Below are 20,786 nucleotides of genomic sequence, written 5' to 3' on the forward strand. Positions count from 1 at the left end.
TATTCAAAATGCATAAAAAATAAAAGGCACGGCTGCTACGCTAACGTTATAACTTAGTGCAGGAGGCGATATGAACGAGCATGAGTCATTACGCAAGGCGCTGTCCTGGTTGATGGAGCAATCTCAACGGGATCAAGAGACGATTGCCGAGGCAAGCCGGCATTTCGACCTGTCTCCGGTTGACGAAGAATTTCTGCATCACTATTTTGCCGAGCAACAGCGACGGCAGGCCGATTTATCACCAAAAAACACGCAAAATGATGATTTAGACAGCAGTTGAATCGCAAGCTGTTTACAGCGGTAATCGGGTTCAGTATGATTCATCTCGTTCGGAGGGGTGGCAGAGTGGTTGAATGCACCGGTCTTGAAAACCGGCATGGGTTTATAGCCCATCCAGGGTTCAAATCCCTGCTCCTCCGCCATATAGCAAAATAAAACGCCGCCTGGCTTATGCCAGGCGGCGTTTTTCGTTGTGCAATCCTCGGAAGGGGTATAAGTGACGGTCAATATGTCGGACCGGCGTTACCGGCCCGACGAGAGAGTACTCAGCGATTGTTGATGGCGGCAATCATGCGATGCAGGGCCTCGTCCAGCATGGCGCGGGAGCAACCGAAGTTGAGCCGGACAAAATCGCTGCCGCCGAACTGGCCGCCGGGTGACAGACCCACGCCGGCCTGTTCGAAAAAGCCGATGGCATCGTCCAGTTTCAGCGCACTGATATCAACCCAGGCCAGATAGGTGGCTTCCGGCGCCAGTACCTTGATGCCGGGCACCTGGTTCAGGCGTTCAACCAACAAGTCCCGGTTCTGGCGCAGATAGGTTATCTGGGCATCGAGCCAGTCGTCACCGTCCCGATAGGCGGCTTCGGCTGCCACAAAGCCGAGCAGGTTGACGTCGGCCATGATGCCACGAGCGGCGCGGGTAAAGCGGGTACGCAGCTCGGGGTTGGGCACGATGGCAAAAGAGCAGCACAGGCCGGCGATGTTGAAGGTCTTGCTGGGTGCCATCAGGATCACACTGCGGCTGGCGGCATCGTCGTCCAGGGCGGCGTAGGGGATATGAGGCTTGCCTTCATCCAGCAGCAGGTCGCAGTGAATCTCGTCCGAGCAGACAATCAGGTTATGACGCTTGGCAATGTCGTTGATGGCCAGCAACTCTTCACGGGTGTAAATAGTGCCACCCGGATTGTGCGGATTGCAGAACAGCAGCAGTTCGCTTTCCTTGGCTTGCTCTTCCAACTGCTCCAGATCCAGCAGCCAGCGACCGTCTTTTTCGACCATCTCCACATAGGCGGCCTTGCGGCCATGAAAGCCCGGCGCATGCAGAAACGGGTAATAAATCGGTTTGGGGGTGAGCACGGCACTGCCGGGTTCGCTGAAAGTCTGGCAGGCCAGGTTAAGAGCAGGAACAACACCGGGCATATACACCAGCCAGTCGGCTTCGATTTGCCAGCCGTAACGGTCGGCCATGCGTTGTATGATCAGTTCGGTCAGCTGCGGGCTGGGCCGACTGTAGCCGAAAATGCCGTGTTCCACTCGCTCACTCAATGCCTCGATCACGGCGGGCGGCGCCTTGAATTCGGTGTCCGCCACCCACATCGGCAAAATATCGGTGCCTTCGTATTTCAGCCACTTCAGGGCACGGGTAGGGCGGCGGTCTATCCACTGATCAAAATCAAACATCGGGGTTCCTTGTCAAATGCGAGGCCATCAGCATAAGGAAGCCGCTTCGGCCTGGCAAGATCAAGGTGCCGGTAGCGTTCCTTCACGATAGTTCGAGCTTGCCGTGTTTTCACCGATAGGGGTGGTTTCATGATCGCCGTAATGATGGCGGATCAGGCTCAGCAGCAGGCTGGCGGCCGGACCCGGTGGCATGGGGCGGGGCAGTATCAAATGGGTAAAACGCTTGCGCAGTGCCTGATTCGCCATGGGCAGGCGTTGCAGCAGACCGCTGTCGATCATCGGCGCCACCACTTCCAATGGCAACCAGGCAAAGCCGACCCCACGGCGCAGCAGCGACAGGGTGTCGTGCAGGTGGTTGATAATCCAGCGCTGTTCCGCCCGTTCCCAGCCTTCTTCCTGCTCGCTGCCATCGGCCAGAATCAGTTCCAGCTCGGAATCAAGCTCATGGGCGGTGACCTCATCGAATCGAGCCAGTGGATGTTCGGGGGCGCAGACCGGGATGTAAACGGTGGTAGCCAAGGGCAGGCTGGTCACCCCACTAAAGGCGCGACAGGCAAACACCAGGTCGGCGGCCTGTTTGTTCACCACCGCCTGGCAGCCCGAAGGCTGGGCTTCGACCAGGTGAATACGGCAACCGCGCGAGCGAGGGGAAAAGTCTGCCAACGCCTGATACAAGGGCTGACGGGGGAGGGATGCTTCTACCACTACGCGCAGAATGGGCTCCCAGCCGCTGGCCAGTACCCCGGCGAGCAGCTCCAGTTCTTCTATGCCCTGAGTCAGTTTGCGTGAGCGGCGCAGGAACACCTCTCCTTCCGGCGTCAGATACGCCTTGCGGCCTCGAACTTCCAGCAGGGGGACACCCAGCCCCTGCTGCAGCTTGGCCACGGCGTGGTTGAGCGACGACTGGCTTTTACAGAGCTGTTCCGCCGCCTGGGCATAGCCGCCGCAGTCGACGACCGCCTGAAAAATTCGCCATTGTTCTACCGTGCTCTTGGGACGATACATGAGTGGTGCCTCATCCTTTTGGCAATGGGGTCAAGCTGTTATGACCCCGGAGTTAATAAACCCGTACGCTTAGTTTTAGACGAAGTCCGGCGGCCTGTCAGCTTATTGGTCGGCGCGGGGGCGGACTTTGTCGGCCTGGGCATCCAGTGACTGGCCGTTGACCTCCCGGCTGTCATTACCCATCAGATACAGGTACAGCGGCATGAGATCCTTGGGCGTACGCAGGGTCGACGCGTCTTCGCCGGGGTAGGCCCGAGCCCGCATCTCGGTACGGGTGGCGCCCGGGTTGATGCAGTTGACGCGCACGCCGGTGTTGTCGAGCTCGTCCGCCAGTACTTCCATCATGCCTTCGGTGGCGAATTTGGATACCGCATAGCTGCCCCAGTAGGCCCGGCCCCGTTTACCCACGCCGGAGCTGGTATAAACGATGGCGGCGCCGGGGGTGGCCTTGAGTAGCGGCAACAGCGCCTGAGTCATCAGAAACTGGGACTTGAGGTTAACCTGCATCACGCTGTCCCACTCGTCTTCTCCGATCATCTCGAAGGGGCCAAGTGCGCCCAGTTGGCCGGCGTTGAACAGCACGCCGTCCAGGCGGCCGAATTGCTGTTTGATGGTTTCGGCCATGTCCAGGTAATGCTGTTTGGTCGCGCCCTGCAAATCCAGCGGAATAATCGCCGGCTCGGGGCTGCCCTGGGCCAGCAGTTCATCGTAGACCGCTTCCAGTTTTTTCACGGTTTTGCCCAGCAGAATGACGGTGGCACCATGAGCACCATAGCTCAGCGCCGCCTCGCGGCCAATGCCGCTGCCGGCACCGGTGACCAGAATCACCTTGTCGTTGAGTAAGTCGGGGGATGCATGATAATCGAGCATGTGCCTGTGTTCTCTCAGCAAAAATCAAAGTAGTCGGATCAAACCAGACTCTGGCCACGGATACCAGCCTCTGAGATCAAAAGTTGGCAGGAAAAGGGTAAATGAAAAGCACCGGCGGCAAAAAGCCCGTTGGTGTTCGCCGCGAGGGCTTTTACAATGGGGATCGATTTGGGTCTCAAGGAAATCTTATGCTGGAATTTTTATACGAATATGGCCTGTTCATGGCCAAGAGTGTGACCTGGGTGCTGGCCATCGGCGCCGTGGTGGCCTTGGTCGCCGGGACCGCCATGCGCCAAAAGCGGGGAGAGGATCGGCTGGAGGTCGAGGATCTCGGCGCCGGGTTGCGTCGCCAGCAGCAACGGCTGCAACTGGCCTCGGCGGCCAACGACAACGAGCGCAAGGCGCTCAAGCAGCAATTCAAACAGCAGGCCAAAGACGAGAAAAAAGCCGAAGAGACGGGTAAACGACTCTATGTGCTCGACTTCAAGGGCAGCATGGATGCCCATGAAGTGAGCGGCCTCAGCCGGGAAATCACCGGTCTGCTGCAGTTGGCTCGCGAAGGGGACGAGGTGCTGCTGAACCTGGAGTCCGGCGGTGGCGTGGTGCATGGCTACGGCCTCGGGGCCGCCGAGCTGGCGCGACTCAAGGCCAAGGGACTGCATCTTACGGTGGCGGTCGACAAGGTAGCCGCCAGTGGCGGTTACATGATGGCCTGTGTGGCCGAGCGTATTATCGCCGCGCCCTTCGCCATCGTCGGCTCCATCGGGGTGGTGGCACAGTTGCCCAACTTCAATAAATTCCTCAAGAGCAAAGACATCGACGTCGAGCTGCATACCGCCGGCCAATACAAACGCACCCTGACCCTGTTTGGCGAGAACGACGACGAAGGTCGCGCCAAGTTCCGCGAAGAGCTGGAGGTGATTCACCGTCGGTTCAAGGACTTTATCGCCGAGAATCGGCCGGCTTTGGCGCTGGACGAGGTGGCGACCGGTGAGCACTGGCTGGCGACCGATGCCCGGGAACTGGGGCTGGTGGACGAGCTGATGACCAGCAGCGATTACCTGTTGGCAGCGAGTGCCGACAAGCGGGTGATCCGGCTGCACTACCAACCGAAACAGACGATCAAGGATAAGCTGGGCAAGGCGGTGGAAGCGGGCGTCAGCCGGGGCTTGATGAAGCTCGTGGAAGCGGGACAACGCCCCTTCGGCTGATCAAGTTCGGGGAATAGGGGATAGGGAATAGGGACTGGGGAATAGGGAATGGGGAGTTGGGATCAGGTTTGCCGGTCTTCCCCAATCCCCAATCCCTGGTTTTTAACTACCGCTGGAAGGGGTAGACGGAGCCCAGCTGCAGTATCTGGGTCAGCTCGTCCAGGGCCGAACGAGACTCCAGCAACAGCGCCGGATCACGCAGATCGTTCAGGCTCAGGCTGTCGCGGTAATGGCGGTCTACCCATTGATTCAGTCGGCCGAACAGCGCCTCGTTCATCAGGCAGGCGGGGTTGGTGGCCGCATGCTCGGCGGCGGTCATCGCCACCCGCAGTCGCAGGCAGGCCGGACCACCGCCGTTACGCATGCTTTGCTTCACGTCCATGAAGTGGACTTCCCGAATGGGGGTGTTCAGGGTCAGCAGCTTGTCCAGATAGGCCTTGACGCTGGGGGTGTCGGCGCATTCCGACGGCGCGATAATCGCCATGTGGCCGGGGCGCAGCGTCACTATCTGGGTATTGAACAGGTAGCTTTTCACCGCGTCAAGTACCGGCACCTCGGCGGTGGGGACTTCGATGAAGTGCAGCTCGGTTTCGGGCAGCTTGCGGCGGATATCGTCCAGTGCGGCATGGGTGTCGAGAAAGGCCTGCTGATGGTAAAACAGCACATTCTGGTTGCCGACCGCAATCACGTCGTTATGGAATACGCCCTGATCGATCACCTCCGGATTCTGGGCAATGAAAATGGCGGTGTCGTCATTCAGACCGTGCAGGCGGGCCACGGCACGAGAGGCTTCCAGGGTCTGGCGAGCCGGATAGCGGCGCGGCGCCGGCCGGCTTTGATCGAAGGCGCTGCGGCCATACACGAACAGCTCGACGCCGGCCTGGCCGTAGTCGGCACACAGGCGGGTGTGGTTGGCGGCGCCCTCGTCACCGAAATACTCGTTGGCGGGCAGGGCGGCGTGGTGGCAAAAATAACGATCGTCGGCAAAAACCCGGCCCAGAATTCGGCCGGTCACTTCGTGTTCGATGGAGCGATGAAACTTGTTGGTCAGGTTGGCCGGGGTAAAGTGAATACGGCCATCCAGCGTATCGGCGCCGGGTGAAACGGTGGCGGCGTTGGCAGTCCACATGCTGGACGCGGAACAACAGGCGGCCAGCAGCACCGGATCTTCGCGAAAGGCTTTTTCCAGCACCTGGGCGTCGCTGCCGGTAAAACCCAGTCGGCGCAGGGTTTGAATATCGGGGCGCTCCTGGGGGGCCAGTACCCCCTGTACCAGACCCAGATCGCTTAGCGCTTTCATTTTCTGCAGGCCCTGCTTGGCGGCCTGTTTGGGACTGGAGGCATCCTGCGCATTGCTTTGAGAGGCTACATTGCCGTAAGAAAGGCCGGCGTAGTTATGGGTAGGGCCAACCAGACCGTCGAAGTTAGCTTCAAACTGTACCATTATATTGTCCTTTTAAATGGTTAAAATAGCCGAGATAATTCTGAGTTGCGCCATTATATGTGGATTTTTCAAGGAGATGTAACCCGAATTTAACAACAGATTATGCTTTAATCATAACAATGCATAAAAAGCGGTCGAACAGGCAACTTAAGCAAAAAAGCGGTTGATTCCTGCAGGTATGAAGGTGTTAATAAGTAAATATAAATTCACTCAACTTTTTTTCGGCCCTGGCCTGGTAAGTTTGCTTTTTGCGGCTTTTTCACTTATACAGCCGTCATTACCTTGCCGCCGTACCCCTGAGTTGGGGGCCAGACCTTAAGGACCTATACGCGCTTTATGAGCAAATCCCTCGTTATCGTGGAATCGCCCGCCAAGGCAAAAACCATCAACAAATATCTGGGTAAAGACTTCATCGTCAAATCCAGTGTCGGTCATGTGCGGGATTTGCCCACCGCCGGCTCCTCTGCCGCCAAAAAAACCGGAGGTAAAAAAGCCGACACCAAGCAGCTCAGCCCCGAAGAAAAAGCCCGGCTCAAGCAGCAGAAAGAGCAAAAGGCGCTGATCGCCCGTATGGGCGTCGATCCCAATAACGGCTGGCAGGCGAATTATCAGGTACTGCCCGGTAAAGAGAAGGTGGTCACCGAATTGCAGGCGCTGGCCGAGAAAGCCGACACCATCTATCTCGCAACGGATTTGGACCGCGAAGGGGAGGCGATTGCCTGGCACCTTAAAGAGCTGATCGGCGGTGACGATGAGCGCTTCAAGCGGGTGGTCTTCAACGAAATCACCAAAACGGCCATTCAGGATGCGTTCAGCCGTCCGTCCGATCTTAACCAGAACCGGGTGAATGCCCAGCAGGCGCGCCGCTTTCTGGACCGGGTCGTGGGCTATATGGTCTCGCCCCTGTTGTGGAAAAAAGTGGCCCGCGGCCTGTCTGCCGGTCGAGTACAATCGGTGGCAGTACGTCTGCTGGTAGAAAAAGAACGTGAAATCAAGGCGTTCGTACCGGAAGAATACTGGGATATTCAGGCCGATCTGAGCAACAAGGAAAAGCTGGCGCTGTCGATGGCGGTGGCCAAGTATCAGGGCAAGGAATTCCGCCCGGTCAACGAAGCCCAGACCATGGCGGCGGTGGATGCGCTCAAGGCGAGTCGCTTCGAGGTGGTGTCGCGTGACGACAAGCCCACCCAGAGCAAGCCGCCGGCGCCCTTTATCACCTCAACCCTGCAGCAGGCGGCCAGTACCCGGCTGAGTTTTGGCGTAAAACGCACCATGATGCTGGCCCAGCGTCTGTATGAAGCGGGTTACATCACCTATATGCGAACCGACTCCACCAACCTGAGTCAGGAAGCGGTGGCCGGTGTACGTGACTATATTCAGGAGCAGTACGGCCCGGGTTATCTGCCTGAAAATCCCAATGTATACAGCGCCAAGGCCAATGCCCAGGAAGCGCACGAGGCGATTCGTCCCTCCGATGTAGCCCTGTCCGCCGACAAGCTCGATGGCATGGAAGCGGATGCCAAGCGATTGTACGATCTTATCTGGCGCCAGTTTGTGGCCTGTCAGATGGTGCCGGCGCTGTACGACAGCAGCACCATTACCGTGCGTGCCGGTGACTACGATCTCAAGGCCCGCGGTCGCATTCTGCGCTTTGCCGGCTGGACCAAGGTACAGGCCGCCGCTCAGGGCCGCAAAGGCGAAGACACTGTCTTGCCGGCGGTGCAGGCGGGCGAGGTACTGACCCTCGAACAGCTCGATCCCAAGCAGCACTTTACCAAGCCACCGGCGCGTTTCACCGAAGCGGCGCTGGTGCGCGAACTGGAAAAACGCGGCATCGGCCGACCTTCCACCTATGCATCCATCATTTCCACCATTCAGGATCGGGGTTACGTCAAGGTCGAAAGCCGACGCTTCTATGCGGAAAAAATGGGTGAGATCGTGGCCGATCGGTTGCAGGAAAGCTTTGCCGAGCTGATGAATTACGACTTTACCGCCCAGATGGAAAGCAAGCTGGATGAAATCGCCGGCGGCAGTCTAAACTGGACTCAGGTGCTGGACGCCTTTTACGCCGAATTCAGCGAAGATCTGGGCAAGGCGGAGCAGCCGGCGGAAGAGGGCGGTATGCGTGCCAATGAAATGGTGCTGACCGACATCGACTGCCCCACCTGTGGCCGCAAGATGGGCATTCGAACCGCCAGTACCGGGGTGTTTCTGGGCTGCTCCGGCTATGCCCTGCCGCCCAAGGAGCGTTGCAAGCAGACCATTAACCTGATTCCGGGTGACGAGTTTGTGCTGGCCAACGACGAAGAGGCGGAGACCGATGCCCTGCGTGCCAAACATCGTTGTGGCAAGTGCGGCACCGCCATGGACGCCTATCTGATCGATGACAAGCGAAAACTGCACGTGTGCGGCCAGAACCCGGACTGTGACGGTTACGAACTGGAAGAAGGTCAGTTCAAGCTGAAGGGCTATGAAGGGCCGGTGATCGACTGTGATCGTTGCGGTGCCGAGATGCAGCTGAAAACCGGCCGCTTCGGCAAGTACATGGCCTGCACCAACGAGGAATGCAAGAACACCCGCAAGATCCTCAAGAATGGCGAGGTGGCGCCGCCCAAGGAAGATCCGGTGCACCTGCCCGAGTTGCCCTGTACCCAGTCCGACGCCTATTTCGTACTGCGAGACGGTGCGGCGGGCATCTTCATGGCGGCCAGTAACTTTCCCAAATCGCGGGAAACCCGGGCGCCACTGGTGGAAGAGCTGGTGCAGTTCAAGGACAGACTGCCCCCCAAGTTCCTGTATCTGGCCGAGGCGCCGACGCAGGATCCGGAAGGTAACAAGGCGGTGGTGCGCTTCAGCCGTAAAAACAAGGAACAATATGTGATGACCGAGGTCAATAAGAAAGCGACCGGTTGGACGGCACACTATGTTGACGGTAAATGGCAGCAGAGCCAGAAAGGCAAGAAATAAGCGTTAAGCCATCACCGCGAACCGGGCCGGCAGACAAGGGCGGCCCTGATGGGGGCGGATTATTACCCTATAACGACTGAGTGAACCGTGATGAAACAGGGACGTTAAATTCAATGCAGGCATGCCTGCTAACGGAGACTGAATATGGATATTCATGACATCAGACCGGGAATGATCTGTCACACCTCGGACGGTTCCGGTTATGTGCTGGAAGTCGACATCAACAATCAGCTGGTGCTGTTGCAGCGCGAAGACGAGACGATTCCCTTTCAGGTTCATGTCAGTGAGCTGCAGGAAGAAAGAAACTGAGTTTATTTCAAGACCATTAACTTACTGATCCATCAACATCAGAATAGCGGCCAGATCCGGCCGCCATCTGTATTGCGCCATCGACACCCTGTCCCCTTTCAGTAATATCCCCTCTGCCTGTAACCGTTGCCGTTGCTCATGCCAGCCATCACTGCCTTTGGGCAGACTGATGCGGCCGTTTGCGGCCAGCACCCGGTGCCAGGGCAGCATAGCGGTATCTTCGGTACGCAGAATACGCCCGACCAGCCGCGCTCTTCCCGGCAGGCCGGCCAGATCCGCCAGTTGCCCGTAACTGACCACCTGCCCCGGGGGAACCAGGGCAAGCAGGGTCAGCACCTTGTGGCTGTGAGCGGGACGGTTACTACTGCGAGGCACAGTCTCAGGAAAAAGTCCGGGTCAGATCGTTGAGTCCCTGAGAGCGGTCCAGCAGCTGTTTGCTGGCGTCTTCCACATGAGCGATTTTGTGCAAATTGGTCGAGGACGTTTCGGAAATTTGATGGACATTGTGGCTGATCTCTTCTGCCACCAGCTGTTGTTGTTCGGCGGAGGTGGAAATTTGTATGGTAATGCCGACGATGTTGTCAATTTCGGTGACGACTCGTGCCAGGCTGGCACTGCCGGTTGCGGCCGCATTCACGCATTCCTGACTGTGTTCCATGTTGGTGTCCATCATGGAGCGCCACCGGGCCAGGGTTTGCTGGATTTGATTGATGCTGGTCTGAATCTGTTCGGTCGCGCCGTGGGTACGGGTAGACAGGGCGCGTACTTCTTCTGCCACTACCGCAAAACCGCGACCATGCTCGCCGGCGCGGGCGGCTTCGATAGCGGCATTCAGCGCCAGCAGGTTGGTCTGGTCGGCAATACCCTGAATTTCACTCATCAGGGTACCGATACGCTCCGACTCCTGGGTCAGAGCAAAGGTCGCCTCGGCGGCTTGTTCCGCCTCCCGAGCCAGATCGATAATTTTCTGTTTGGTCTGCTCCAGTTGCCCCTGGGTCAGGTGGCACTGGTGCTGGGCTTCTTCTGCATTGGCGGCCGCCAGCTGGGTATTGCGGGTGATTTCATTGGCGGTGGCCGACATTTCATCGATGGCGGCGGCGATTTGATGGGTATCGCTGTCCTGCTGGCTCAGATCGGTGCGAGCGCCGGTCATGGCCTGCATCATGGAACTGGCCAGCCCTTTCAGCGAGTCGGTGGCGTCATCAACCCGCCCGAGTATGGTACGGGTACGGGCCTGCCACATTTTCAGATGGTAGTCGGCGATGGAGTGGGGCTCATCGCCGGAATAGACCAGTCGGGAAATACTGTCGTATTCGCGGCCCAGTCCCTGCAAGTAATGCTGGGTGCCAAACAGTGATTTGCGATAGCTTAGCGCAAGCCAGGCGACCGGCAGCAGGCTCCAGATCAGCTGGCTGCTACCGCCATAGGCAAAGGAGCCGGCCAGCAGTGCCGCCAGGCCGCCGGCCGGTAACCAGGGCGTGATCCGTTTCAGTGAGAGGCGAACGCCGCCGTTATTCTGTTCCTGCTTCAGTAATTGACGATAGGCCTGCGCGGCCCGGTCACGGGTGCGATCGTCGAGCTGGGTACGCACCGACTGATAACCGATTATTTTTCCCTGCTGGTAGATAGGGGTGACATAGGCATCAACCCAGTAATAACGGCCGTCCTTACAACGGTTTTTTACCGCACCGCGCCAGGCCTGGCCAGCCTTGGCATGTTCCCACAAGTCCTGAAAGGCGGCCTTGGGCATGTCCGGGTGACGCACAATATTATGGTTTTTGCCAATAAGCTCTTCTGGCTGATAGCCGGCGACACGACAGAATACCTCGTTGGCATAGGTAATAACGCCGCGCAGATCCGTGGTAGAAACCAGTTGTTCCTGGCTGCTGTAGGTGACTTCCTCGTCAATAACGTGCTGGTTGCTTGTGTTCATCGGTATCCGGTTTTTGTTATCGGGTGGCGGTGACTCGTGCCGTGGCTATCGGCTTTCCGGGCTCAAACTTGAGCCGAGTCTGTCAGAACTGCCAATATACGAGGGTTCGCGATAAAATTCATGCGCTACCTCTCTATTATCCAAGGTCTTTTGGCGGTCTACGGCATTTCAGTCCGCAGCCAGCGCCAGGCCTTCTCGCCGGGGGTCGGCAGCGGCACTGAGGTGATCTTTGTGCAACATGATGCCATGCAGGCCTGAATTGAGCTCGGTCAGTCGGGTGTCAAAGCCCAGCTGGGCCATGGCCGCTTGTAGTGGCAGGTTTCGTCCCGCCGGCTCCATTTCCAATACGCCGCCACGATGCAGCACATGAGGTTGATGCACTGCTTCCTGCAGGGTCATGCCCCAGTCGAGCACATTGATCAGGCTGTGCAGCACATAACCGATGATACCGCTGCCACCGGGGGAGCCAATAACCAGCAGCGGCTGGTTCTGATGCAGTACTATGGTGGGCGCCATGGAGGAACGCGGGCGCTTGCCCGGCTGCAGTCGGTTGGCCACCGGTATGCCATTTCGGCTCGGACTGAAGGAAAAGTCGGTCAACTCGTTATTGAGTAAAAAACCCTGCACCATCAGGCGAGAGCCGAAGCCGTTTTCGATGGTGGAAGTCATCGACAGGGCATTACCCTTGGCATCGACAATGCTGATATGGGTGGTAGACGGGAACTCGGGAGAGCGGTCGGGCGCACGACGGCCGAGTGCGGGCACCGGAATGCCGGGGCTCACCTGCGGCAGGGCGACGGCGCCGCTGGTGACCAGTTTGGCCCGACCGGCCAGATAGTCAGGATCGAGCAGTTCGGCCACCGGCACCGAGACAAAGTCGCTGTCGGCGGCATAAAGGTTACGATCGGCAAAGGCCAGGCGCGAGGCATCGGCAATCCACCGCCAGCTGACGGGGGCATTGGGGCCGGTGGTGGTCAGATCGACATGAGACAGGATGCCGAGAATCTGCCCCAGGGCCAGGGCGCCGGAGCTGGGCGGCCCCATACCGCAAATCCGGTATTGACGATAAGGGGCACAGAGCGGTGCGCGCTCCTTGACCCGGTAATCGGCCAGATCGGTCAGGCTTAAATGGCCGGCGGGGCTGGCCTGACGTACCTTGTTGACCATGGCGGTGGCGAGCTGGCCCCGATAAAACGCCGAGGGACCTTCAATGCTGATCCGGCTTAGCGCTGCGGCCAGCAGAGAATTGGTTCTGGTGCTGCCGGCCTGTAGTGGCCGGCCCTTATCATCGAAGAAGTAATGACGACTTTCGGCGTCTCGCGACAGATATTCCTGATCCTGTGCTATCAGTCGCGCCAGGCGTGGTGATACGGTAAAGCCGTTTAATGCCAGCTCGATGGCGGGTTTGAACAGCTCGCGCCAGGTCAGGGTGCCAAAGCGTTGGTGTGCCTGCCACATCAGCATGACGGTGCCGGGAGTACCGACCGATTGCCCGCCGACCACGGCGTCGAAGAAGGCCTGCGGCTGGCCTTCGTCATCGAGAAACAGATCCTCCGGCGCTGTCATGGGGGCGGTTTCCCGCCCGTCCAGTGTGGTCAACCTGGCCTGTTGCTGTTGCCAGTACACCAGAAAGGCACCGCCGCCGATACCTGAAGACTGAGGCTCGACCAGCGTCAGTACTGCCTGGGCCGCGATCATGGCATCGACCGCACTGCCGCCTTGTTGCAACATCTGTTGTGCCGCCCGGCTGGCATAGGGGTTGGCCGTCACCACCATGGCTTTTTGGGCGGTGACCAGCGGCTTGTTGTGCCAGCCGGTAGCGGCTTCCGGCGCCGGCGTATCGACCGGTGTGGGCATGGGCATAGTGGTGACAGTGTCGGCCCAGGCATGGGAAAGGGGAGCCAGCAGAATAACCGATAGTAACAACAGACGCATGGAATAGACTCCGTACAACAGGGTGTCTGCAAGCTTAGCCAGTTCTGATGGCGTGGCCAAGGGAGCAGTTTGTTAAAAAACACACAAGGTGCTGAAAATTAAAGCTAATAAACCAAGGGGCATAAAAAAGTCTTGTATTGTTCAACCGCCTGCCTATAATGCGCAGCCATCGGACGGCAGCAACTGCCACTCGATACATCAGTAATTAAAGAAGTTTAAGCGGGAATAGCTCGGTTGGTAGAACACAACCTTGCTGAAGTTGAAAGAGGGTCGCTCGCGGCACCTTGCACGGCTTCACAGGATTACCGCAGTAAAACCCAGTGTAATTGCAAGTTAAGAAATTTAAGCGGGAATAGCTCAGCTGGTAGAGCACAACCTTGCCAAGGTTGGGGTCGCGAGTTCGAATCTCGTTTCCCGCTCCAAATTCTGCAAAGGCGCGTTAGCAAAGCGGTTATGCAGCGGATTGCAAATCCGTTCAGTCCGGTTCGACTCCGGAACGCGCCTCCATCATCTTCCTATGTCTCGTTCTTCTCCTTCTTTTCTTTCTTCTCGTTAATCCATTCAGAATCTACCTTGATATACCAGTTTCCTTCTTTGTTCTGAAAATTCTGCCTTCTGTCCTGATATTCGCTGCGTCGTCCACCGGTCAGCCAGCCCAGTTTTTGCTGCGGCTCAAAAGATGCGTCCGGATATTCGACTCCCCACTGTCCTCGTTCGCCCTGATCGGACAAAAACTGCTGGCAGGAGGGCGGATAATAGAGTCGTCCCTTCATGATCATCCGGGTGCATTGTGGCATCAGCTGCTGCTGCTGCAGGCGTTCACGGATCTGCGGATGTTGACTGAGTCTGAGCTGATGATTGAGCATGTACTCGACCTTGTGTCGTAACTTGTCGCGTGTATTTATGCCGCAGGCTTGCTCGTAGGCTTCATCTGGATTGCTTATCAGGTAGAATTTGACCGCCAGCTCCCAGTGTTCGATGCGCTGTGACTGTTGATCCCACACGATAAAATCGAAGGCGCCCAGGGTGGTGCCCTCGATCACCTGCTGCCAGTTGTGGGCCAGCAGTTGAAAGCGGGAATGGTCGAGCAGAAAAAAGTGCCAAAGTGCTTCGAAATACAGTCCCAGGCGGCGATGAGGGCGGCAATGGGCGTGCAGTACTCCCGGGGCGGCATCCAGTTCATACAGCCGCGGTTGGTACTCGGTGAGCAATTGTCGATACCAGCCATGATCGGGTGTCTGCGGCGAGCTTTGCAGCAGGTTGGGGCTGGCCAGGGCCCAGGCCAGATCCCGCACCACAGGATCGGACAGCCGCGTTAATAAAAGGCGCAGTGAATCGCTCATCTAAGGGAACCTTTTGTTTTGCTTTTTGTTTTACAATGGACCGAAATCACGCCATGGAGTCAGCATGAACAATCTGGAACTCGAACGGCTGCTGAACAGGCAGCTCAATGTAGCAGCCATCAAGGATTATTGTCCGAATGGCCTGCAAGTGGAAGGCAAAACCGAGGTGAAGCAGCTGGTGACCGGCGTTACCGCCAGTCAGGCGCTGATAGATCATGCCGTCGAGGTGGGCGCAGATGCCCTGCTGGTACATCATGGTTACTTCTGGAAAGGAGAAGATGAGCGGGTGCGGGGTATCAAGCGCAAGCGACTCAAGGCCCTGCTGAGTCATGACATCAATCTTTATGCTTATCACCTGCCGCTGGACATCGCCCCCGAGCTTGGCAATAACGCCCAATTGGCCGCCTTGCTGGGGATTGGCATCGACGGGCCACTGGAGCCGGACAATGCGCTGTCGGTATCGATGCGGGGGACGCTTGATACCCCGCTCGGTGGCGCCGACTTGTGTGCTCGGCTGCAACAGCAACTGGGCCGGTCGGTGTTGCATGTTGGTGAGCAGGGACCGGCGCTTATTCGCCGGGTGGGCTGGTGTACCGGCGGCGGTCAGGGTTATATCGATCTGGCGGCCGACCAGGGCATGGATGCCTTCATCACGGGTGAAGTGTCGGAGCAAACCGTGCATGTGGCGCGAGAGCGGGGTATACACTTTTTTGCGGCCGGGCATCATGCGACCGAACGCTATGGTATCAAGGCGCTGGGTGAATGGCTGGCACGCGAGCAGGGGCTAGAGGTCAGTTTCAAGGATCTCGACAATCCGGCTTAATACCAATCTAAGTAAAAATATGATCTATTTTAGAACTGGACACGAGAGGCAACAGAGTCACCTCCCGCGACACGCCATAAACCCATCCATGGGGGCTCGGGAAATGCCATCCTTGGCATTTCACGGTCGCGGGAGCCGATCTCTGTTTCCTCTCCTTAAACACCGGGTTGTCTGCAGGGCGCTCCCACAGGAGACGCCGCAGCAGAGGGGCGGATGAAGGGTTCTACTCCAGCGACCATCACATGACAGGACGTCATGTGCTGAGCGTCGCAGGGATGCGGTTCAGCGTGTCGGTGGAGTGACTCTTCGTTCGACCCTTACAGGGCATCTAAATAGACCAGTTAGTTTTCCAGATTGGTATAAGTCCATTTTGCCGGAATTGTAAAAGCCAGGCATAAAAAAAGACCAGGGTACATGAATACCCTGGTTTCGCAGCAGCCACACAGGCTTAAAACGGTTGTCGTTACTAACGCTGGCAATGAGAAACAATGAAGTGGCAGTCAATACAATAGCCACGAAATGAGTTACAAATGAGTCGCAAGCAGTGTTGATCTGATGTTAACATGAAGTTAATTCACTGCAAGTGTTTTTTTGTAGACAATATTTTCGTAGAAAATTTTTCGCAGAGAAGATGAACCAGACGGTTAAGGGTGAGAGATAAAAGATGGTAGATGAGAGACTGAGTGTCTTGTTGGTAGAGGATACGGCATCGCTGGCGGCGCTGTATCAGGCCTATTTGCAGGATGAGCCACTGTCGCTGACGGTGGTCAGCAATGGTCAGCAGGCGCTGGAACATATTCGGCGACAACCACCAGATATTCTGTTGCTTGACTTGATCTTGCCCGACATGCCCGGCATGGAGATCCTGAAGTGGCTACACCGGGAGCAGCCGAATGTGACCACCATAGTGATGACGGCCCATGGCTCGGTGGACGTGGCGGTGGATGCCATGCGCCTGGGAGCGCATGATTTCATCAATAAACCGGTGGAAGCCGAGCGCCTCAAGGTGACCCTGCATAACACCATGAAGTTCCGCCATCTCAACCAGTTGGTGGACCGCTATCGCCACGAAATCGAGCGAGAGCCCTTTCAGGGCTTTATCGGCGCCAGCCTGCCGATGCAGAAGGTGTTTCGCCTGATTGAGAATGCCGCGCCCAGTACCGCCACGGTGTTTGTGACCGGTGAAAGTGGTACCGGTAAGGAAGTGTGCGCCGAAGCGCTGCATCAGCTCAGTGGCCGCCGCGAAGGGCCCTTTATCGCCCTGAACTGTGCCGCCATTCCCAAGGATTTGATGGAAAGCGAGTTGTTCGGCCATATCAAGGGCGCTTTTACCGGCGCCCTGCAGGATCGGGACGGCGCCGTGATCCGAGCCGATGGCGGTACCCTGTTCATGGATGAAATCTGTGAAATGGATCTGGAGCTGCAGAGCAAGCTGCTGCGCTTTTTGCAGACCGGTCAGATACAACCGGTGGGCAGCTCCCAGCAGATAAAGGTTGATGTGCGCATCGTCTGCGCCACCAACCGGGATCCTCTGGTCGAGGTGGAGCAAGGGCGTTTTCGGGAAGATTTGTATTATCGCCTGCATGTGATCCCCATTCATCTGCCGCCGCTGCGGGAGCGGGGAGGTGATGTGATCAGCATCGCCAACGCCCTGGTGCGTCAGGCGTCGCGAGAAGAAAACAAGTCGTTCGTCGGCCTGTCCGAGGCCACCAAAGACCGACTGCAGGGCTACCACTGGCCGGGTAACGTGCGTCAACTGCAAAACGTGATTCGTAATGCGGTGGTGCTGCATCAGGGTGAGTGGATAGAGCAGGACATGCTGCCGGCGCCGCTGGATACCCCGCAGACGGCCAATTCAACGGCACAGCCGGTGACCGATGCCATGCCTGCGCCCATAGTGCCTTTGTCGGTGATCGAGCGCCAGGCGATAGAAAGGGCCATCAGTCATTGCCAGGGCAATGTTTCCCGGGCCGCGGCCATGCTGGAAGTCAGCCCTTCCACCATTTATCGTAAACTGCAGAGTTGGGATAATAACTGATGGCTGACTGGCAACGTCTGCAGGCACGACTTCCCTTGCTTGATCAACATCAGTTGCAACGGATGGAACAAGAGCTGGGAGCCGAGGTGCTGACTCGGTTGCTGCGGCTCTTTGTCGAAGATAGCAGACAGCAGGGGGAGGCCCTGCAAGGGGCCTTTGCCGAGCGGGATCATGCCTTGATGGCCCGCTGCTGCCATAGCCTGAAATCGGCCTGTGGCAGTTACGGCGCCCTGCGCTGTCAGTACCTGAGCGAAAAGCTGGAACAATCCTGTCATGAGCAGGATGAGGAACAGGTGGAAAGCCGGATGCGGGCATGGCAGCAAGCGCTGGCAGAAACCCTGCAGCAACTTGAAACCCGGCAGCACGCCGAATAACAGGCAAAAAAAATGGCCAACCCAAAGGGTTGGCCGAACTTCAGCTAGAGCTGAAGAGAGCACGGGATAAAAACAACTGCATACATATATGAAATAATCGTGCCAACTTTTCAAATGCAGTCATGACGGGGTTTTTCATCTTTTCGGTCAAAATATAAACTGGTCATATTGCAATAAATATTCTTTTTGCAATGGCAATATTCTCAATATGATAATCTCACGCCTCACGCCTCACGCCTCACGCCTCACGCCTCACGCCTCACGCCTCACGCCTCACGCCTCACACTGAAGCTGTGAACTCATCCAGAGAATTGGGCACGCATCCATATTTTCCTTGATCTGAAGCTATGCTTTTACCTAAGGTGGGAGTATATAATCGAAATATGTCAAAAACTCCGAGTCGGGTACACCTACGTTGGCCAAGGTCAATAGGGTGGCCAGACCGTTCAGCCAATGGCTGTCAGGGTTGGGAGAGAAATGTCCCTGCCTCCCGTATTTGGAAAGGTGTTTTATGTTTGAACTACAGGATGCGTTTGCGCGCAAGTTCCAGTATCTGCGGCTGTCGGTGACCGACGTCTGCAACTTCAAGTGCAATTACTGTCTGCCGGACGGCTATCGCCCCGATGGTCGCAAGACATTCCTCACCCTGGATGAAATCCGTCGTCTGACCCGGGCTTTCGCCGCCATGGGCACCAGCAAGGTGCGCATTACCGGCGGAGAGCCCTCGCTGCGCAAGGATTTTACCGACATCATCGAAACCGTGGCGGCAACGCCCGGCATTCAAAAGGTGGCCATGACCACCAATGGCTATCGCATGGCCAAGCACGCCGCTGACTGGCGTCGTGCCGGCCTGACGGCCATCAACGTCAGCGTCGACAGCCTGGACCCGCGCATGTTTCACCAGATCACCGGCCAGAATCGCTTTCATGAAGTGATGGCAGGCATCGATGCCGCCTTTGACGCCGGTTTCGAGCAAATCAAGGTCAATGCGGTGCTGATGCGGGGTCTCAACGACGGTGATCTCGACCGCTTTCTGGCCTGGATCAAGCACAACCCCATTCAGCTGCGCTTTATCGAGCTGATGCAGACCGGCGAAATGGACGAGCTGTTCAACCGGCACCATGTGCGTGGTCAGCTTATCAAGCAACAGTTGCTGCAGCAGGGCTGGCAGCAGAAGCTGCGCGCCCATAACGACGGCCCGGCCGAGGTCTTCTGGCATCCGGATTATATGGGTGAAATCGGCCTGATCATGCCCTATGCCAAGGACTTCTGTGCCAGTTGCAACCGGCTACGGGTGTCGTCGCTGGGCAAACTGCACCTGTGCCTGTTTGGTGACTATGGTGTGGACTTGCGCGATCTGCTGGCCGAGGATAATCAGCATGCCGCCCTGCAGCGGCGACTGCGCGATGCCCTGGCCGATAAAAAAGCCACCCACTTTCTGCACGAAGGCCATACCGGCATGACGCCCAACCTCGCCTCCATCGGCGGCTAAACCAGAACAGGGCCCCAAAAAAGGGTCCCTGCCGGTTTGGTTTTTGAGAGGGCGTTCGTTGATCCCATGTATCCCTGTGCGAAAATATTGTTATCTACACGCTTTGCATCAACATCCCGAGAGGATTCTATGAGCCATGCCAATACTGCCTTTGTGCCGCTGAACATAGCGGTACTGACTGTTTCCGATACCCGTAACGAAGACACCGACAGCTCGGGCCGTTATCTGGTCGAGGCGCTGACCGGGGCCGGCCACCGGCTGGCAGAAAAAGTCATTCTCAAGGACGATAAATACGATATTCGCGCCCTGGTTGCCCGCTGGATCGCCGGCACCGAGGTGCAGGTAGTGATCATTACCGGCGGCACCGGCTTTACCGGCCGCGATACCACCCCCGAGGCGGTCATGCCACTGCTCGACACCCAGATTGACGGCTTCGGCGAGCTGTTCCGCCACATTACCTATCAGGAACTGGGTACCTCTACGGTACAGAGCCGTGCCCTCGGTGGCCTGGCCAATCGCACCGCCGTGTTCTGCCTGCCGGGCTCTACCGGTGCCTGCCGTACCGGCTGGAGCGGCATTCTGGCCGAGCAGCTCGATGCCAGTCACAAGCCTTGCAACTTCGTGCAGCATCTGGTGAGCGCATGAGCGAGCTGACCCACATCAATGCCTCGGGCGAGGCCAACATGGTCGATGTCAGCGACAAGGCGGTGACGGTACGCGAAGCCCGGGCCGAGGCCTGGGTGCTGATGGCCGACGAGACCCTGCAACTGATCCTGAGTGGCCGGCACCACAAAGGGGATGTGTTCGCCACCGCCCGCATCGCCGGCATCATGGCCGCCAAGAAAACCGCCGATCTGATCCCGCTGTGCCATCCGCTGGCGCTGTCGAAGGTGGAAGTGCAACTGACCGCCGACGCCGAGCGGGGCGGGGTGCAGATCAGCAGTTACTGCAAATTATCCGGCCAGACCGGGGTGGAAATGGAAGCGCTCACCGCCGCCTCGGTGGCGGCGCTGACCATCTATGATATGTGCAAGGCGGTGCAGAAAGACATGCGCATCGAAGGCGTTCGCCTGCTGGAAAAACGCGGCGGCAAATCGGGGGATTTCACGGCATGACCATCAAGGTGGTATTTTTCGCTCAGGTACGCGAACTGGTCGGGCAGGATGAACTGAACCTGACGGAGGACTACGCCAACGTGGAGTCGCTGCGCCAGGCATTGGTGACCCGGGGCGACAAGTGGGCGCTGGCGCTGGCCAACGACAAGTTGCTGGCGGCGGTCAATCACACCATAGTGCCGCTCGACACCCCGGTGAAGTCGGGGGATGAAGTGGCCTTCTTCCCACCGGTTACCGGAGGTTGA

At 57.6% G+C, this 20,786-nt stretch carries 19 protein-coding genes, 3 tRNA genes and 1 riboswitch; of the genes, 14 read left to right on the forward strand and 8 right to left on the reverse strand.

Features of this window, described 5'->3' with window-relative positions; all coding sequences use genetic code 11:
- Window positions 1–70: 70 nt before the first annotated feature.
- Together Q0753_RS13220 and Q0753_RS13225 are read left to right on the forward strand one after the other, a co-directional pair.
- Window positions 71–280: a hypothetical protein gene (locus tag Q0753_RS13220; protein WP_298721899.1), complete on the forward strand. Its 210-nt coding sequence runs from the start codon at window positions 71–73 to the stop codon at window positions 278–280.
- 51 nt (window positions 281–331) lie between these two features.
- Window positions 332–422 (forward strand) — tRNA-Ser (locus tag Q0753_RS13225).
- Between the two features lie 123 nt (window positions 423–545).
- On the opposite strand, the gene Q0753_RS13230 is transcribed toward Q0753_RS13225, so the two are convergent.
- The 3 genes from Q0753_RS13230 to Q0753_RS13240 all read right to left on the reverse strand — a co-directional run bounded on the left by Q0753_RS13230 (window position 546) and on the right by Q0753_RS13240 (window position 3,557).
- On the reverse strand, window positions 546–1,682 hold the full coding sequence (locus Q0753_RS13230; protein ID WP_298721904.1) for a MalY/PatB family protein: 1,137 nt from the start codon (window positions 1,680–1,682) through the stop codon (window positions 546–548).
- A gap of 60 nt (window positions 1,683–1,742) precedes the next feature.
- Window positions 1,743–2,687, reverse strand: coding sequence for a LysR family transcriptional regulator (locus Q0753_RS13235; protein ID WP_298721907.1), 945 nt, complete (start codon window positions 2,685–2,687; stop codon window positions 1,743–1,745).
- Between the two features lie 102 nt (window positions 2,688–2,789).
- The gene (locus Q0753_RS13240; RefSeq protein WP_298721910.1) at window positions 2,790–3,557 is read right to left on the reverse strand and encodes a YciK family oxidoreductase; all 768 of its coding nucleotides are present in this window, start codon (window positions 3,555–3,557) and stop codon (window positions 2,790–2,792) included.
- Between the two features lie 188 nt (window positions 3,558–3,745).
- On the opposite strand from Q0753_RS13240, the gene sohB reads away from it, so the two are divergent.
- On the forward strand, window positions 3,746–4,768 hold the full coding sequence (gene sohB, locus Q0753_RS13245; protein WP_298721913.1) for a protease SohB: 1,023 nt from the start codon (window positions 3,746–3,748) through the stop codon (window positions 4,766–4,768).
- Window positions 4,769–4,874: 106 nt separating this feature from the next.
- On the opposite strand, the gene astB is transcribed toward sohB, so the two are convergent.
- Window positions 4,875–6,212, reverse strand: coding sequence for an N-succinylarginine dihydrolase (gene astB / locus Q0753_RS13250; protein ID WP_298721916.1), 1,338 nt, complete (start codon window positions 6,210–6,212; stop codon window positions 4,875–4,877).
- Between the two features lie 336 nt (window positions 6,213–6,548).
- Here astB and topA point away from each other — a divergent pair, with 336 nt between their 5' ends.
- Together topA and Q0753_RS13260 are read left to right on the forward strand one after the other, a co-directional pair.
- Window positions 6,549–9,179, forward strand: coding sequence for a type I DNA topoisomerase (gene topA, locus Q0753_RS13255; protein WP_298721918.1), 2,631 nt, complete (start codon window positions 6,549–6,551; stop codon window positions 9,177–9,179).
- 144 nt (window positions 9,180–9,323) lie between these two features.
- On the forward strand, window positions 9,324–9,488 hold the full coding sequence (locus tag Q0753_RS13260) for a hypothetical protein (RefSeq protein WP_204794860.1): 165 nt from the start codon (window positions 9,324–9,326) through the stop codon (window positions 9,486–9,488).
- A gap of 21 nt (window positions 9,489–9,509) precedes the next feature.
- Here the strand turns inward: Q0753_RS13260 and Q0753_RS13265 are convergent, their stop codons facing one another.
- The 3 genes from Q0753_RS13265 to ggt form a co-directional block, all read right to left on the reverse strand.
- The gene (locus Q0753_RS13265) at window positions 9,510–9,863 is read right to left on the reverse strand and encodes an MGMT family protein (protein ID WP_298721924.1); all 354 of its coding nucleotides are present in this window, start codon (window positions 9,861–9,863) and stop codon (window positions 9,510–9,512) included.
- Between the two features lie 4 nt (window positions 9,864–9,867).
- Window positions 9,868–11,421 carry a PAS domain-containing methyl-accepting chemotaxis protein gene (locus tag Q0753_RS13270; RefSeq protein WP_298721927.1) on the reverse strand — a complete coding sequence of 518 codons (1,554 nt, stop codon included), beginning with the start codon at window positions 11,419–11,421 and terminating at the stop codon, window positions 9,868–9,870.
- A 168-nt stretch (window positions 11,422–11,589) separates the two neighbouring features.
- Complete coding sequence (gene ggt / locus Q0753_RS13275) at window positions 11,590–13,356, reverse strand: gamma-glutamyltransferase (RefSeq protein WP_298721929.1); 1,767 nt, start codon at window positions 13,354–13,356, stop codon at window positions 11,590–11,592.
- Window positions 13,357–13,702: 346 nt separating this feature from the next.
- Between ggt and Q0753_RS13280 the strand changes: the two genes are divergently transcribed.
- Window positions 13,703–13,778: transfer RNA gene (locus tag Q0753_RS13280), tRNA-Gly, on the forward strand.
- 11 nt (window positions 13,779–13,789) lie between these two features.
- A tRNA-Cys gene (locus Q0753_RS13285) sits at window positions 13,790–13,863 on the forward strand.
- Window positions 13,864–13,871: 8 nt separating this feature from the next.
- Here the strand turns inward: Q0753_RS13285 and Q0753_RS13290 are convergent.
- Complete coding sequence (locus Q0753_RS13290) at window positions 13,872–14,699, reverse strand: DUF1853 family protein (protein ID WP_298721932.1); 828 nt, start codon at window positions 14,697–14,699, stop codon at window positions 13,872–13,874.
- Between the two features lie 64 nt (window positions 14,700–14,763).
- On the opposite strand from Q0753_RS13290, the gene Q0753_RS13295 reads away from it, so the two are divergent.
- The 7 genes from Q0753_RS13295 (at window position 14,764) to moaD (ending at window position 20,786) form a co-directional block, all read left to right on the forward strand.
- The gene (locus tag Q0753_RS13295) at window positions 14,764–15,522 is read left to right on the forward strand and encodes a Nif3-like dinuclear metal center hexameric protein (protein WP_298721935.1); all 759 of its coding nucleotides are present in this window, start codon (window positions 14,764–14,766) and stop codon (window positions 15,520–15,522) included.
- A gap of 664 nt (window positions 15,523–16,186) precedes the next feature.
- Window positions 16,187–17,560, forward strand: coding sequence for a sigma-54 dependent transcriptional regulator (locus tag Q0753_RS13300; RefSeq protein WP_298721938.1), 1,374 nt, complete (start codon window positions 16,187–16,189; stop codon window positions 17,558–17,560).
- Window positions 17,560–17,934, forward strand: coding sequence for an Hpt domain-containing protein (locus Q0753_RS13305; protein WP_298721941.1), 375 nt, complete (start codon window positions 17,560–17,562; stop codon window positions 17,932–17,934). The genes Q0753_RS13300 and Q0753_RS13305 overlap by 1 nt, the downstream gene beginning before the upstream one ends.
- A gap of 381 nt (window positions 17,935–18,315) precedes the next feature.
- A riboswitch (molybdenum cofactor riboswitch) is annotated at window positions 18,316–18,457 on the forward strand.
- Complete coding sequence (gene moaA, locus Q0753_RS13310) at window positions 18,446–19,426, forward strand: GTP 3',8-cyclase MoaA (protein ID WP_298721944.1); 981 nt, start codon at window positions 18,446–18,448, stop codon at window positions 19,424–19,426. It overlaps the preceding riboswitch by 12 nt.
- A gap of 129 nt (window positions 19,427–19,555) precedes the next feature.
- The gene (gene moaB, locus Q0753_RS13315; protein WP_298721947.1) at window positions 19,556–20,071 is read left to right on the forward strand and encodes a molybdenum cofactor biosynthesis protein B; all 516 of its coding nucleotides are present in this window, start codon (window positions 19,556–19,558) and stop codon (window positions 20,069–20,071) included.
- On the forward strand, window positions 20,068–20,541 hold the full coding sequence (gene moaC, locus Q0753_RS13320; RefSeq protein ID WP_298721950.1) for a cyclic pyranopterin monophosphate synthase MoaC: 474 nt from the start codon (window positions 20,068–20,070) through the stop codon (window positions 20,539–20,541). The genes moaB and moaC overlap by 4 nt, the downstream gene beginning before the upstream one ends.
- The gene (moaD, locus tag Q0753_RS13325; RefSeq protein WP_298721953.1) at window positions 20,538–20,786 is read left to right on the forward strand and encodes a molybdopterin synthase sulfur carrier subunit; all 249 of its coding nucleotides are present in this window, start codon (window positions 20,538–20,540) and stop codon (window positions 20,784–20,786) included. Before moaC ends, moaD begins: the two co-directional genes overlap by 4 nt.

It is taken from the genome of uncultured Oceanisphaera sp., assembly GCF_947495715.1.
GTDB lineage: Bacteria > Pseudomonadota > Gammaproteobacteria > Enterobacterales > Aeromonadaceae > Oceanimonas > Oceanimonas sediminis.